The 13,365-nt window shown below is 44.7% G+C and carries 17 protein-coding genes and 3 tRNA genes; 2 read left to right on the top strand and 18 right to left on the bottom strand.

From position 1 onward, the window contains the following. Positions 1-126 precede the first annotated feature (126 nt). The 13 genes from AC5FX4_RS04250 to orn form a co-directional block, all read right to left on the bottom strand. Positions 127-1,884, bottom strand: a complete 1,758-nt coding sequence (locus AC5FX4_RS04250) for a DUF7305 domain-containing protein (RefSeq protein WP_493605247.1) — start codon at positions 1,882-1,884, stop codon at positions 127-129. A gap of 5 nt (positions 1,885-1,889) precedes the next feature. Beyond that, positions 1,890-2,405 carry a PilW family protein gene (locus tag AC5FX4_RS04245; protein WP_493605246.1) on the bottom strand — a complete coding sequence of 172 codons (516 nt, stop codon included), beginning with the start codon at positions 2,403-2,405 and terminating at the stop codon, positions 1,890-1,892. Continuing rightward, complete coding sequence (locus tag AC5FX4_RS04240) at positions 2,402-2,848, bottom strand: prepilin-type N-terminal cleavage/methylation domain-containing protein (RefSeq protein ID WP_493605245.1); 447 nt, start codon at positions 2,846-2,848, stop codon at positions 2,402-2,404. Before AC5FX4_RS04240 ends, AC5FX4_RS04245 begins: the two co-directional genes overlap by 4 nt. After that, a complete protein-coding gene (locus AC5FX4_RS04235; RefSeq protein ID WP_493605244.1) occupies positions 2,842-3,303 on the bottom strand; it encodes a pilus assembly FimT family protein in 462 nt (153 codons plus the stop codon). The genes AC5FX4_RS04240 and AC5FX4_RS04235 overlap by 7 nt, the downstream gene beginning before the upstream one ends. Next, positions 3,290-3,685, bottom strand: coding sequence for a type IV pilin protein (locus AC5FX4_RS04230; protein WP_493605243.1), 396 nt, complete (start codon positions 3,683-3,685; stop codon positions 3,290-3,292). The genes AC5FX4_RS04235 and AC5FX4_RS04230 overlap by 14 nt, the downstream gene beginning before the upstream one ends. 321 nt (positions 3,686-4,006) lie before the next feature. Continuing rightward, positions 4,007-4,459: a 50S ribosomal protein L9 gene (gene rplI / locus AC5FX4_RS04225; protein ID WP_493605242.1), complete on the bottom strand. Its 453-nt coding sequence runs from the start codon at positions 4,457-4,459 to the stop codon at positions 4,007-4,009. Between the two features lie 35 nt (positions 4,460-4,494). Continuing rightward, positions 4,495-4,722 (bottom strand): 30S ribosomal protein S18, encoded by a 228-nt coding sequence (rpsR, locus tag AC5FX4_RS04220; RefSeq protein WP_002962753.1) that lies wholly within the window; start codon positions 4,720-4,722, stop codon positions 4,495-4,497. A gap of 11 nt (positions 4,723-4,733) precedes the next feature. Beyond that, positions 4,734-5,060: a primosomal replication protein N gene (gene priB, locus AC5FX4_RS04215; protein WP_493605241.1), complete on the bottom strand. Its 327-nt coding sequence runs from the start codon at positions 5,058-5,060 to the stop codon at positions 4,734-4,736. A 33-nt stretch (positions 5,061-5,093) separates the two neighbouring features. Then, positions 5,094-5,435, bottom strand: a complete 342-nt coding sequence (rpsF, locus tag AC5FX4_RS04210; RefSeq protein ID WP_070986357.1) for a 30S ribosomal protein S6 — start codon at positions 5,433-5,435, stop codon at positions 5,094-5,096. A gap of 174 nt (positions 5,436-5,609) precedes the next feature. Next, positions 5,610-5,685, bottom strand: a tRNA-Gly gene (locus tag AC5FX4_RS04205). Positions 5,686-5,844: 159 nt separating this feature from the next. Beyond that, positions 5,845-5,920: transfer RNA gene (locus AC5FX4_RS04200), tRNA-Gly, on the bottom strand. Positions 5,921-6,076: 156 nt separating this feature from the next. Then, positions 6,077-6,152 (bottom strand) — tRNA-Gly (locus tag AC5FX4_RS04195). Positions 6,153-6,250: 98 nt separating this feature from the next. After that, on the bottom strand, positions 6,251-6,796 hold the full coding sequence (gene orn / locus AC5FX4_RS04190; protein ID WP_493605240.1) for an oligoribonuclease: 546 nt from the start codon (positions 6,794-6,796) through the stop codon (positions 6,251-6,253). A 204-nt stretch (positions 6,797-7,000) separates the two neighbouring features. On the opposite strand from orn, the gene rsgA reads away from it, so the two are divergent. Together rsgA and asd are read left to right on the top strand one after the other, a co-directional pair. Further along, positions 7,001-8,059 carry a small ribosomal subunit biogenesis GTPase RsgA gene (rsgA, locus tag AC5FX4_RS04185; protein WP_493605239.1) on the top strand — a complete coding sequence of 353 codons (1,059 nt, stop codon included), beginning with the start codon at positions 7,001-7,003 and terminating at the stop codon, positions 8,057-8,059. Between the two features lie 42 nt (positions 8,060-8,101). After that, positions 8,102-8,968, top strand: coding sequence for an archaetidylserine decarboxylase (asd, locus tag AC5FX4_RS04180; protein WP_493605238.1), 867 nt, complete (start codon positions 8,102-8,104; stop codon positions 8,966-8,968). Positions 8,969-9,017: 49 nt separating this feature from the next. On the opposite strand, the gene AC5FX4_RS04175 is transcribed toward asd, so the two are convergent. From AC5FX4_RS04175 to AC5FX4_RS04155, 5 genes are read right to left on the bottom strand one after another with little or no spacing between them, the layout of a single operon-like run. After that, positions 9,018-9,761 carry a HesA/MoeB/ThiF family protein gene (locus tag AC5FX4_RS04175; RefSeq protein ID WP_493605237.1) on the bottom strand — a complete coding sequence of 248 codons (744 nt, stop codon included), beginning with the start codon at positions 9,759-9,761 and terminating at the stop codon, positions 9,018-9,020. Between the two features lie 3 nt (positions 9,762-9,764). Further along, the gene (gene thiD, locus AC5FX4_RS04170) at positions 9,765-11,285 is read right to left on the bottom strand and encodes a bifunctional hydroxymethylpyrimidine kinase/phosphomethylpyrimidine kinase (RefSeq protein WP_493605236.1); all 1,521 of its coding nucleotides are present in this window, start codon (positions 11,283-11,285) and stop codon (positions 9,765-9,767) included. A gap of 20 nt (positions 11,286-11,305) precedes the next feature. Further along, the gene (locus AC5FX4_RS04165; RefSeq protein WP_493605235.1) at positions 11,306-12,097 is read right to left on the bottom strand and encodes a thiazole synthase; all 792 of its coding nucleotides are present in this window, start codon (positions 12,095-12,097) and stop codon (positions 11,306-11,308) included. 3 nt (positions 12,098-12,100) lie between these two features. Next, positions 12,101-12,295 (bottom strand): sulfur carrier protein ThiS, encoded by a 195-nt coding sequence (gene thiS, locus AC5FX4_RS04160; protein ID WP_493605234.1) that lies wholly within the window; start codon positions 12,293-12,295, stop codon positions 12,101-12,103. Then, positions 12,292-13,317 carry an FAD-dependent oxidoreductase gene (locus tag AC5FX4_RS04155; RefSeq protein WP_493605233.1) on the bottom strand — a complete coding sequence of 342 codons (1,026 nt, stop codon included), beginning with the start codon at positions 13,315-13,317 and terminating at the stop codon, positions 12,292-12,294. The genes thiS and AC5FX4_RS04155 overlap by 4 nt, the downstream gene beginning before the upstream one ends. Between the last annotated feature and the right edge of the window lie 48 nt (positions 13,318-13,365).

Below are 13,365 nucleotides of genomic sequence, written 5' to 3'. Positions count from 1 at the left end.
GCTTGATATAAATGTCGCTTGCTTTCAAGTTACTAGGTTAGACGTAGTGAAAAGTTGAAAAGGTTTAAAGAGGTTTGAAAAATTATTGGCAATAAAAAAGGCCCTTCAATTTAAGGGCCTTTCATGTTATTCAGATGCTTTGAGCTTTTCCGGCAATCTGTAGTACCAACGCTCAAAGGTTAAAGTGGCTTTATTGGTAGTTGAGCCACCACCACCAGATGAAGTACCACCTGTAATGGTTTTAACTGCTTCATCAAAGTGAAAATCAGGATTGCCTTGTCCTGTAATGTATGAGCCTAAAATGCTACCATAAATGGCCCCACTTCCTTGTACATCAATCGTTGCCAGCGGTGCGTAAACCACAGAATACATCTCACTGCTACCACTGATTGAAATGGCTTCACCTGACTTGTTGGAATAGATGCTAAATGTTGCGTGTCCGTTACTGGTTAAACCATGACGTTCAACGAACACATTACCGCCACCGCCCAGCTCAAAGTTACCAGTGACGAATAAGGTTAAGGAACTGTCATCTTTAATGGTCATCGATGAACCGCCCTTAATGCTAAAGTTACCATCGACCAAGAAAATCACATCACCACCTTGAATCGTAACATTGCCATTACTCGACAGTGAAAAGCTCTTCATGCCAAAGACATATTCATCACCACTACTATTTTCGACTATATCCTCATAGCGCTGTGCATTTGCGTCGAAGGTATACACATTTTGTTGGGTCGCAAGAATTGCTCCCGATTCTCTCACATTACCGCTATTACCGTTGCGTCTTTCATGGTCAAGACGCGTTGGAGTAAAGGTATAATAGTCGTTAGCATCGATGGTGTAGTTTAAAAATGCACTGCTATCACCTATCACGCTGTCCATATTGCTGATAATACCAGCCGGATCACACTGCTCCGAATCCGGAGCGTATACTTCTAATGGCATCAAACCCGGATCAACGTTAAATTTACTCGCAGAATAATGAGCGCCATCTTGATAAAAGTCACTGCCATCAGGAAAAGTCCCCGTGCCACCGTACTGAATATCAAGAGCAACATTCTCCTTATTACTGATCAATGCCCCCCACTTCATCGTCGCATCGCCTGTAGCACGAACATAACCCGTGATTTCGCCCCCTTGGTGAATAAAGTCACTCAGCGTTTCAACGTTACCATCGACACGAATACCACCTCCAGGGGAGATCTCCACATTACCATTGGCTTTTACATCCCCGTAAATTGGCGACGAGCCAGTCAAGTACACACCACCGGCTGAATTTACATCACCTTTAATGATGGAGTGCCCTTGTAAGTAAACATGGGCATTACTACCACCCGTTGTAATTTGTGCATTACCGCCTTTTGTTTCTTCGTAGCTGCCAAGTGATGAGTCATAGCTGTCCATCAAACCACTACCCTTGAGCGTAACGCCCATACAACCGGAAATTAAACTGTCGTTAATTGGGGTTTTGGTTGCGGGTGTAAATTTGTAGTAGGCAATGATCTTATCATTCGAGTCGCCACTATAACGCTCGCCTGAACTCACAATAACGATGATATTTTCATCATCAGGATGCGCATAAGCACTTACATCGTACTTTAGGTCATCTCCTATCTCACCCCCGCCAGAAAATGGCTCTTGCAGTGCAACAAGCTCGTCTCGCGTAACATAAGGGTTATTAATTAGCTTACCTCTGAGTTGGTCCGCCATATCATAGATGCCTTTTTCCGAAAGGAATCGCGCATTCATGCTTTTTTGGAAATTACCAGACAAACGCTCTTGAACCAGCGTTTCTTTCATCGCGCCAAATACAATCACACCCGCCATCGTACTGAGTAACAGCACCTTGACGAGTGTAAAACCTCTTTGCTTGTACTTCATCTACTTCACCTCATCAATACTCTCGTGGCAGCAAGGCTAATCACGATACCGCCTGCAAATTGTGTTGGTACATTTTCTGGAGTCACGGTTACATCAACCAACAAACCGCTTGCACTGCTACTAAATGTCAATGCTTGTACTCCCCGCAACAAATTAGCAACCCCTAAACTAAGCGCAGTACCTCTATCTATAATGTCACAAGTTAGGTACCCATTACTTAAAGTATAGACCTCATTAAACGCAATGGTAGGTACAGAGCCTTGGCAAGAAGGCGTAAACGACTGTTGTTGCACAGTCATAGTTAAACCATCAGCAGAAATAGTTGGTGCACTAGGCGTTTGTTTGATACTACGAGACATGATCTGCTGCGTATAACGGATCACTTCTTGTGCATTGGCAAGCTCCTGTGCTGATGCTACGGTGCCCTTAATCGCAGAGTAAGACATTGCGATACCAATAATTAAAAAAGAGCCGACAGCTAGCGCGACCATTAACTCAACAAGTGAATAACCTCTACTCATGGCAACACCGCTGTTGGGGTACAAGTGTTTGGCAACGCAACAAACGTGGCGTTAATCTCAACTTTATCTAAATTCTTGCTTGCATCTGTATTAACCCGTGTATCGACCCAAGTCACTGAAATAGGCATGCTATTACTAGTCGTTGGATAAGCAGTTGGCACATTCACAGTAAACGAATCTCGTAAGTTCTCTGGTGCTAGCAGTGCATTTCGAAAATTAGCATCGTTGTAGTAGCTCGGGTTTGCATGCTGTATGGTACATAGCTGCGACCATATACGTTCCATTGCATTTTGACTCAATATCAAAGAGACGGTGTAATCAAAGCTATTGGTTGCAAATTGTAGTGATCTTAACTGCGTTGCAGCTAAGCCCAACAGCGCAATGCTCGCGATTAGCATAGACATTAATACTTCTACCAAAGAAAAACCTTTACCTTTTAACAACTGTTTTCCGCCTTATCTATCCAGCTTTGCCCACTTTGTAATACACAAAAACGATAATCTCCTGTCGTACTGTCATTATCAGTAATTAGAATATTTATTGCTTGATCTAGTTCCCCTGTTGAGCTGATCGTTCTATCAACATAGGTAATTTCAACTGAACTATGAGTTACAGAAAACTTATCTAAAGTTTTCAATGTACCAGTGCCATCGTTCGCTTGTAATAACCATTCACTGGCGCTTTTCACTAGTTGTACACTTTTAGCCTGCTTTACCGCCTCACTACGCGAGTATTTATAAAATGCACTCATCAAGTTGGCATTGTTTGTTAATCGGTCCTGCTTAATCTGTTGCACAAATGACGGCATAGCCATAACAGATAAAATACCCAGAATAGATAAGGTGATAAGCAGCTCCATAAGAGTGAAGCCCTTATTGATGCGACTACCAACACCCATCTATTGCAGCTCCTTGAGTGCCTATTTGGTCAAGCGTTACCGCTCCACAGGGATCACCACTTTGCGCACTCCCTGTTGGTGTGGCAGTTAATACATATAGTCGAAGCTGTGTTTGGCCTGTCAATGCACTTGGATCATAGCTAAACGTATAGTGTTCCAATGTTGGCAAGCCACTAAAGCCACTTTTATCAGGATATACCCCATTTCGCGAGTAATAGCGTTCAAGCACAACCGCTGTTTGTAATAGCTCTTGCTGTGCTTCTGAGCGCCTACCATCAACAACCGCTTCTAAATAAGTTGGATACGCAACCAATCCTAAAATAGATACAATTGCCGCGGCGATCAGTAATTCAATAAAAGAAAAACCCTGAAAATTCTTCATCAAACCCTCAATATTCCCCAAACCAAGGACAACGCTGTCAATTGGCAATACGAAAATTATAACAATAATTATAGCAGTACTTAATTACTATTAATTGTGTCTATAAGTTAACACTCATTATCAAAAATTGATATTTGCACGTGTCATTAGATGACAAAGCCAACATGCCTATTCCGCTATTACTAATAATTGGCACTTTATAACATGGACATTGTGCACGAAATAACAAGACAGGTACTGAAATTAGAATTGTTTTTATATATCAGATAAGAAAATAAAAAACCGTGCACTGGCGTGCACGGTTTTGCTTAATTCAAAAGATTAAGCTTCAGCAATAACGATTACTTTGATAGTAGCTGTTACGTCTGAGTGTACTGCGATAGCTACGTCAAATTCACCAGTCTCACGGATAGTACCTAGAGGTAGACGAACTTCTGATTTAGCAACTTCAACACCAACAGCTGAAATAGCGTCAGCGATGTCACGAGTACCGATAGAACCAAATAGCTTACCTTCGTCACCAGCTTTAGAAACTAATGTAACTTCTGCTAATGCTTCAAGTTTCTCAGCACGTGCTTGTGCAGCAACTAATTCTTCAGCGATTTTCGCTTCTAAATCAGCACGACGTGCTTCGAAAGTTTCGATGTTTGCTTTAGTCGCAGGAACTGCTTTACCTTTAGGGAATAAGAAGTTACGTGCGAAGCCAGATTTAACAACAACCTGGTCACCTAGGCTACCTAGGTTAGCGATCTTGTCTAGTAGAATAACTTGCATGTCTCTACACCTTTTAAAAACTGTTAGTCAGCTGCTTACTTGTGTAAGTCAGTGTATGGAAGAAGGGCTAAGTAGCGAGCACGCTTGATAGCAGTTGCTAGCTGGCGCTGGTATTTAGCGCTAGTACCTGTGATACGGCTAGGTACGATTTTGCCACTTTCTGTTACATAGTTTCTAAGAGTAGCTAGATCTTTGTAATCGATTTGTTGTACGCCTTCCGCTTTAAAACGGCAGAACTTACGACGTCTGAAATAACGTGCCATGAGTAATTTCCTCAATTAATTCTTTCAATATGTTGTGCGTGTAGTACGAGTTGACTCAAACCATTTCGGCTTTCGTGACGGTTTAAAAAACCTCGAACTTGTACTGCTTGCCCAACGTATAAATGCTGTGTTTGAGACTGGAACTGCTGCCCGCTGGCGACCACCTGAAGTCGAACATAACTATTACGGTTAAGGTCTGCTTCTACTTGCATTGATTTGTGCTCAAGCACAAAGATGCAATGGGGTATACCAGCTGGGCTTTGATTAAATTTGGGTGTTTTACAAATCACGCCCGAAAGCACATATTGATTTGTATACAGGTCAGCCTGTTGTTGCACCGCAAACCCTCAAATGTCCAGAGTCAATAACGATTAAGCAGTAGCTGCTTCTTTTTTCTCTTCTCTTACAAGAGGAGATGCTTCAGTTACAGCAGTTTTAGTACGCATAACTAGGTTACGTAGTACTGCATCGTTGTAGCGGAAAGAAGTTTCAAGCTCGTTGATTACTTCAGTTGGTGCTTCAACGTTCATAAGAACATAGTGTGCTTTGTGAAGCTTTTCGATTGGGTATGCCAATTGACGACGGCCCCAGTCTTCTAAACGGTGAATAGTACCGCCAGCTTCAGTGATAGAACCAGTATAACGCTCGATCATACCAGGTACTTGCTCACTTTGATCTGGGTGAACCATGAATACGATTTCGTAATGACGCATGGATATTCCTTACGGTTAATATAGCCTTATCCCGTTTCGGCCAGTCGGGTGAAGGCAAGGAACTAAATGTGATAGCCGAAAGAGCGCGTATTTTACGTAGAGTTGGATTATTAAGCAATTAAAATTTTTGTTCGAAAGAAATATTTTTGAAAATATGGGATAAGTAAGAAAGATTGGAGCGGCACACGAGGTTCGAACTCGTGACCTCGACCTTGGCAAGGTCGCGCTCTACCAGCTGAGCTAGTGCCGCTTCATAGAAGCTCATAATTTTTGACTGCTGGTGCGCGACAAATCGCGTCTAACAATCTTGCAGCTGAGCTAGTGCTGCATTCCTGAATTGCTCAAACTTGACCGTCAGACCAACGTTTTGTCTTTTTGAGCTGAGTATCTCATGATAAGAATGGAAGATTGGAGCGGCACACGAGGTTCGAACTCGTGACCTCGACCTTGGCAAGGTCGCGCTCTACCAGCTGAGCTAGTGCCGCTTCATAAATACTCATAGTTTTTGACCGCTGAAGCGCGACAAGTCGCGTCTAACAATCTTGCAGCTGAGCTTGTGCCGCATTCCATATTCACTCAAGTCAATAATATGTTTAACACATTAATAGCTGAGTTAGGTATCACTTGATACAAAGAAAATTTGGAGCGGCACACGAGGTTCGAACTCGTGACCTCAACCTTGGCAAGGTTGCGCTCTACCAGCTGAGCTAGTGCCGCATAAAATTTTCATTACTTTAGATTAAAAACCCCGCAAGGCTTCTCGTCTTAAGCGGGGCAGGATTCTACAACATAAAAAAAGCTTTGCAAGTATTTTTTTAAATATTGAAAAACTTTTCTTGGTAGATTTTTAATTCCATAATGGAGTCTTTGATGTCATCAAGCGCCAAGTGTGAACTTTTCTTTTTAACTTCATCGAGTAATTCAGGCTTCCAACGACGTGCTAGTTCCTTAACTGTGCTCACATCTAGATTTCGGTAATGAAAATATGCTTCCAGCTCAGGCATATATTTATTTAAAAAGCGGCGGTCTTGACCGATTGAATTACCACACATCGGAGATTTAGCGGGCGGTACCCAACCTTTAAGGAAATCGAGCGTTTGTTTAATGGCATCTTCTTCTGTTAACTTACTGGCTTTACAGCGTGCAGTTAAGCCAGAGCGGCCGTGTTGATTAGTGCACCACTCGTCCATGCCATCAAGCAGTTCATCACTTTGGTGGATAGCAATTACAGGGCCTTCCGCCAAAATATTAAGGTCGCAATCGGTGATCACGGTGGCAATTTCGAGGATTTTATCTGTTTTAGGTTCTAGACCCGTCATTTCAAGGTCAAGCCAGATCAAGTTAGATTCATTAAACGACATAGACTACCTTAGCGGTACTTTCCTTTAGATCCAATGCAATTAGATATATCATATTAGCTTCACCAGTTGACCTAAAGCTTTTTTTTAAAAAGCGGGGCATTTAATTGAGTTATAGACCAATTACATGCAGCTCACAAAACAAACAGTACAGGAATAGGCAAATTTAAACAAATTATCTTATTTCTGGCGGTAGACCAAAGTAACATGGCAAAACAGAAAAAACTTAGTAAAGGCCAATCCAGACGGATCAGCGCCAACCATCAAAAGCGTTTGCACAAAGCGAAACAGCAAGGTGCAAACCAACAAGAGACGACGTGGCAAACTGATAACCTAGGTCCGATTGAACCTGCCGTGGTGATCAGCCGCTTTGGCCAACACGCGGACATTGAAACAGCGCAGGGTGACATACTTCGCTGCAATATCAGGCGTACGATTAAAAGCCTTGTTTGTGGTGATGAAGTGTTCTTTCGCCGCGCAAAGGTGAGCGATGGTGACTTAGCAGGGGTAATAGAAACCACCGAAGAGCGTCGCTCGCAACTAACTCGCCCTGATTTTTATGATGGTGTTAAAGTTGTGGCAGCGAACATCGACCAAATTCTCATGGTGTCGGCGGTGCTGCCAGAGTTTACACCGCATATTATCGACCGTTACCTTGTTGCTTGTGAAGATATGGGCATCGAACCTATTCTCCTGCTCAATAAAGTGGATTTATTGGATGGTGAAAGCCGCGAGTATATCGAAGAGGTGTTAGATATTTATCGAGCACTTGGCTATCAGGTTTTGCTGGTTAGCAATAAAACCGGTGAAGGGATAGACGAGCTAAAACAAAAGCTCGCAGGAAAAAATAATATTTTTGTTGGCCAGTCGGGAGTGGGTAAATCAACTTTGGTCAATACCGTATTGCCCAATGCGGATATTCTCACTCAAGAAGTATCTGAAAACAGTGGCTTAGGACAACATACCACCACAGTATCACGCCTACATCACCTTCCTAGTGGCGGTAATTTGATTGACTCACCGGGAATTCGCGAGTTTGGTCTATGGCATCTGGAAGTTGAGCGCGTGACTTGGTGCTTCAAGGAATTTAGAGAATTTATCGGTGGCTGTCGTTTTCGTGACTGTAAGCATTTAAATGATCCAGGTTGCTTACTCGTTGAAGCCGTCAATGAAGGGAAAATCAGTGAATTGCGCTTTGACAGTTATCATCGTATTTTAGAGTCTATGGCCGATGGCCGTGCTGGTGCTCGTGCACCGCGTGTTTAAATCTGTGCTACTATCAGCAAAATTTTTGTAGGAAATAACAACGTGAACTTGGATAAATTAAAAATTGCTATGCAGTATGCACTGCCTAAGCACGCGTTATCACGCTTGGTCGGTAAACTTGCTGCGGCAGAGGCCGGTGCACTCACCACGAAATTGATTAAATTATTTATCAAGCAATACAAAATTGATATGAGCGAGGCGCTTCACGAAGACCCTGCACATTACAAAACCTTCAATGAATTCTTTACTCGTCCTTTAAAGCCGGGTATTCGCCCTCTCGCTGAAGATAAAAATATTATTGCCCACCCTGTAGATGGCGCTATTAGCCAGTTAGGCGATGTTGTTGATGGGCAAATCATTCAAGCCAAAGGGCATGATTACAGCCTACAAACCCTTTTAGGTGGGAAAGAAGATGACTTCTTACCTTTTAATGGCGGTAAGTTCGCGACCATTTATTTAGCACCAAAAGATTATCACCGTATTCATATGCCTATCGATGGCACGCTGAAGCGCATGATTTACGTGCCAGGCGACTTATTCTCTGTCAATCCGTTAACCGCGCAGAATGTACCTAACCTGTTTGCGCGTAACGAACGTGTGGTTGCCATCTTTGACACCGAGATTGGCCCGCTTGCTATGGTGTTAGTGGGTGCAACCATCGTTGCCAGCATCGAAACCATTTGGGCAGGCACGGTAACGCCACCAGCGGGCAAAGATGTATTCAGTTGGGATTACCCAGCAACTGGCAGTAATGCTGTGTCGTTGAAAAAAGGCGAGGAAATGGGCCGCTTCAAACTGGGCTCAACCGTTATTCTAGCGTGGGGTGCAAATCAAGCCGACTTCTTAGACAGTGAACTGCCGGAAACAGTCACACGCATGGGCACACCATTCGCAACCATCAAAAAATAGCCACTTACCTGCTAAGGCCAATCCACATTGGCCTTAGCAATTTCTAACACTACGCACTACAAACCATACATTGACTATCTTTGGCTATTTGCCAAGCGTTCTGCTTAAGCGTCATACCATCAACACTCGCAAAATAGCTCCCAATGTGATGACCTAAAATAGTATTTATCGCTAATAACGCTTGTTGAGCGCCGATCACGCCAAGCAGTGGGCTCAATACGCCAAAATTATCACAGTTAGTACTTTCTACTTCATCACTTTGAGGAAATACACAAGCATAACAAGGTCCATTCTCTCGAAAGTCAAAGCACATGACTTGACCTGTTGTGGCGATAGCCGCTCCTGAGATCAAGACTTTTTTATGTTCTAAGCAATAACGGTTAAGCAAATAACGCGTTTCGAAGTTATCGCTACAATCGAGTACAATATCCGCTTGCGCTAGCAGAGCATGAATATTATCGCCCGAGACTTTGCCATGAATGGGGTTGAGCATAATACTATTGTTCAAACTCGCCAGTACCTTGCTCGCTGCCTGACTTTTTGGCTGCCCTAAATGACTGACCTTATACAAAATCTGACGCTGTAAATTAGACAACTCGACCTCATCGTCATCGATAAAAGTGAGCGAACCGACTCCACTTGCCGCCAAATAGAACAGCGCAGGACTCCCCAAGCCGCCACACCCAACCACCGCAACATGAGCACTTTTCAGTGCAAGTTGCCCCTGCTCTCCCACCTCTTTCAACAGCAAGTGGCGGCTGTATCTCAGTCGCTCTTTATCGTCTAACGTCATGGTTTAATACGGCTCCAAACACGCTTTAAGTTGCGCTATTGCCCTAGTGTGGTTGTCAGACTCAGTGATCGCCCTCACCACGGCAATACTGCCCACGCCAGTTTTGACGACATCAGGTGCTACCGATAGATCAATGCCGCCGATCGCCACCGTTGGGTAATGTTCAGCCATCAAGGGCACAAAGTGAGATAGCTTTTCCAACCCTTGAATTTGCCCCGTCATGTCTTTGGTTGTCGTTGGGTAAATTGCCCCAAATGCGAGGTAACTGGGGCGATAATTATGTGCTCTGAGCATTTCATAAAAACCATGGGTGGACACACCCAACCGTAACCCTGCTTGTTGAATGGCTTGCAAATTGGCTTCGCTGAGATCTTCTTGCCCCAAGTGCACACCGTAAGCCCCATGCTTAATAGCCAATTGCCAGTGGTCGTTTATAAACACCCGAGCTTGATATTTCTGACCTAAGGTAACTGCGGTCTGGATATCGTTTTCGAGGCTATCGAGGTCAGCATTTTTCACCCGCAGTTGCACAGTAGGTACACCAGCCGATAAACACTTTTCAACCCAATCAATGCTATCAACAACCGCATACAACCCCAAATCACCATCCGTATCGGCAAAACCTGCCGCAAAATTAAATGGATCCGGTTGCTCAAACTCCAGTTCATCAGCAAGCCAACTGCCCGCTTCGATCACTTGAGGGTAATACTCTAGTTCCTCAGGAAAACCGGTATGCGCAACGGGGCCGATCCCTTCTCCATATCTCTGGGCTTGGGCTAAACCCTTATTGATATAGGCCTTGGCCAGAATAAAAGCATCTTTTAGTGGGTAACCTTTGGCCAAACAGGCTGCTATCGCTGAAGATAAACTGCATCCAGTACCATGGGTATGCGGTGTATTCACCGCTTCATTGCCCAGCCAATATTCTTGCTCTTCCGCTACACAATAATCAACGCAATACCCTTGCGGATAATCCCAGTGCCCACCCTTTATCACCACTGCGCGTACACCGAGCTGTTGTAACTTTTGTGCCGCTTCGCGTACCGCACTTGGACCAATAAGATAAACACCCGTAAGTAGCTGCGTTTCTTGTGTATTAGGCGTGATCACATCCACCAGCGGTAACAAATGGGTCTTTAGCGCATCAATCGTGTCTTCTTCGGTCAACTGATCACCACTACTGGCAATGGCGACGGGGTCGTATACCACCAAAGGCGGTTCGGCCCATTTCGTTTTGTAATGATTTAAATGCTCTGCAACAAGTTGTATTTGCTGCACATTAGCAAGCATGCCTATTTTAATAACCCGCGCAGGCAGGTCGGTTTCTAAAGCTTGCAGTTGAGATTCTATCACCTCGGTTGAGGTTGAGTTAAGGGCCTCAACCGCCATGCTATTTTGTGCCGTGAGCGCAGTGACAACGGTGCAGCCATGCACCCCAAAACTGTGCATGGCCTTGATGTCTGCTTGAATACCTGCGCCACCGCCAGAGTCCGAACCTGCAATACTCCAAACTACTTGTGCCATTTCAGACTCCTATTTACTGATTAATTTTGATGCCAAAACGGCATGCCCATGGTCGGGGTTGACGGCGCTGCCACGTTTTTTTCGGGCATGGCTTGCGCTACATAAGCCGCTCTGCCTGCTTGCACCGCCAAGTTGAATGCACTGGCCATCTTAACTGGGCACCCTGCTCCTGCAATAGCCGAATTGAGTAATACCGCATCATACCCCATTTCCAACGCTTGGCAGGCATGGGATGGTAACCCTAACCCGGCATCAACAATCAAGGTCATATCGGGTAAACGTTGCCTGATCATTGCAAGATTGTAAGGGTTTAATAGACCCTTTCCTGTGCCAATGGGGGCACCCCAAGGCATTAATACTTCACAGCCCAGTGCGGCCAAACGCTGGCATAGTACTAAATCATCCGTACAGTAGGGCAATACTTTGAAGCCATCTTGCAGCAAGATTTCTGTCGCCTCCATCAAGGCAATGGGATCAGGTTGTAAGTTGTACTCATCACCGATCAGTTCTAGCTTGATCCAATCAGTAGCAAACACTTCTCTGCACATGTGTGCCAAAGTCACCGCTTCTTTGACGCTGTGACAACCGGCAGTGTTTGGCAGCACGGTCAAACCAGTGTCTTTGATCAGTTGCCAAAAGTCTTCTCCAGCCGAGACTGAGTTTTGCCGACGCAATGACACGGTGACAATTTGCGACTGCGACGCAGTAATTGACTGTTGCATGATCTGTGGGGAGGGATACAAGGCTGATCCTATCAACAAACGGCTTTCGAACGTTTGCCCGTAAATGCTGAGTGGTTTATCTTCTCTCATCACTTATCCCCCCTGAATAGGCGATAACAACTCTATGCTATCCCCGTCACTGAGCAACGTTGATTGACATTGACTACGAGGTATAAACTGACCATTTAACGCCACCGCATAAGGCTCTTTAGCCTCTGTACTGTTAATAAATGCTTGTAGGCTTTGTTCGTTCGACTCCATCGCCTGACCATTAAATGTGATTATCACAATAACTCCTTACTCAGTGCTTGCTGTACGACGGCAGGGGCAAGCAAATAACCATGACGATATAAACCATTGATACTAATCACATTACCTTCAGTAGTAACGCGAGGTCGATTATCACTAAAAGCCGGTCTGAGCCCCGCACTTATCGCCATAACACGCGCTTCGGCAAAACCACTATGCACTGTATACGCCGCGGACAGTAGCTCAAGGGTGGAACGCACGGTGATAGGTCCATCATCCTGCGATTCAATTTCCGTCGCGCCAATAACAAATTCATGATTGGGCTTGGGGGCAATATAAATTGGGTAACGTGGATGCATTAACCGCACGGGCCTAGTAAGGGTCACCTCAGGTGCATAAATTCGGGCGACTTCACCTCGCACGCCGCGCAAACCATCAAGCTGTGATTTAGCACCAATACCGCGGCAATCAACGACCCAATCAAATTTTTCCCCATTGACCTGCGCAATACCTTGCTCATCGCGCTCCAGCATTGCTGGCTTGCCAAAATAAAACTGACAATCGGTATTTTGCAACTGCGCAAAGCTCGCCTTGTAAAAAGCCAAGTTATCTAGCTGCCCTTCACTGGGTAAATAAATACCTTGATGAAAACGCCCTGCCAACTCAGGCTCTAGTTCTGAGATATCATGACTGGTTACATGCAAAGCGTGATGCCCGGCTAACGGTTTTAAGCGTTGCTCAAAACTTCTTAAATCGCCCATATCTTGTTGGTGTGCAACGATGAGGGTGCCAGCTTGTTGATACATCACAGGCATTGACAACGAGGCCAATAGTTTTGGCCATAATGCCATGGCCTCAACGCCCATTTGTGCAAGGTCCGCCTCACAGATCACCGATTCAGCCATAGGGGCGAGCATGGCCGCTGCAAGTGCACCTGCGCCATTATTGTCCGGCGTTTCAGCCGCCTCAAAAATACTCAGCTGATACTGCTCTTGCAGCATTAAAGCTGCAACTCGACCAACCAAACCAAACCCTAATATCGCTACCTTTGGTTTTTTCATGTTTCACATCTGCCATCTGCAATTTTGTTTTCAAAGGTGATGCTGCTC

Source organism: Pseudoalteromonas sp. ATL1 (assembly GCF_058933015.1).
Note: the sequence above shows the minus strand (reverse complement) of the source record. Positions and strands in the feature narration are given on the sequence as shown.

Excerpts from the sequence above, each read along its gene's own strand:
- AC5FX4_RS04155 (WP_493605233.1), bottom strand. The coding sequence starts at position 13,317 with ATGAAAAAACCAAAGGTAGCGATATTAGGGTTTGGTTTGGTTGGTCGA.
- AC5FX4_RS04245 (WP_493605246.1), bottom strand. The coding sequence starts at position 2,405 with ATGAGTAGAGGTTATTCACTTGTTGAGTTAATGGTCGCGCTAGCTGTC.
- orn (WP_493605240.1), bottom strand. The coding sequence starts at position 6,796 with ATGTCGTTTAATGAATCTAACTTGATCTGGCTTGACCTTGAAATGACG.
- rpsF (WP_070986357.1), bottom strand. The coding sequence starts at position 5,435 with ATGCGTCATTACGAAATCGTATTCATGGTTCACCCAGATCAAAGTGAG.
- AC5FX4_RS04250 (WP_493605247.1), bottom strand. The coding sequence starts at position 1,884 with ATGAAGTACAAGCAAAGAGGTTTTACACTCGTCAAGGTGCTGTTACTC.
- thiD (WP_493605236.1), bottom strand. The coding sequence starts at position 11,285 with ATGGCACAAGTAGTTTGGAGTATTGCAGGTTCGGACTCTGGCGGTGGC.
- rsgA (WP_493605239.1), top strand. The coding sequence starts at position 7,001 with ATGGCAAAACAGAAAAAACTTAGTAAAGGCCAATCCAGACGGATCAGC.
- AC5FX4_RS04230 (WP_493605243.1), bottom strand. The coding sequence starts at position 3,685 with ATGAAGAATTTTCAGGGTTTTTCTTTTATTGAATTACTGATCGCCGCG.
- AC5FX4_RS04235 (WP_493605244.1), bottom strand. The coding sequence starts at position 3,303 with ATGGGTGTTGGTAGTCGCATCAATAAGGGCTTCACTCTTATGGAGCTG.
- AC5FX4_RS04175 (WP_493605237.1), bottom strand. The coding sequence starts at position 9,761 with ATGACGTTAGACGATAAAGAGCGACTGAGATACAGCCGCCACTTGCTG.
- AC5FX4_RS04165 (WP_493605235.1), bottom strand. The coding sequence starts at position 12,097 with ATGAGAGAAGATAAACCACTCAGCATTTACGGGCAAACGTTCGAAAGC.
- rplI (WP_493605242.1), bottom strand. The coding sequence starts at position 4,459 with ATGCAAGTTATTCTACTAGACAAGATCGCTAACCTAGGTAGCCTAGGT.
- rpsR (WP_002962753.1), bottom strand. The coding sequence starts at position 4,722 with ATGGCACGTTATTTCAGACGTCGTAAGTTCTGCCGTTTTAAAGCGGAA.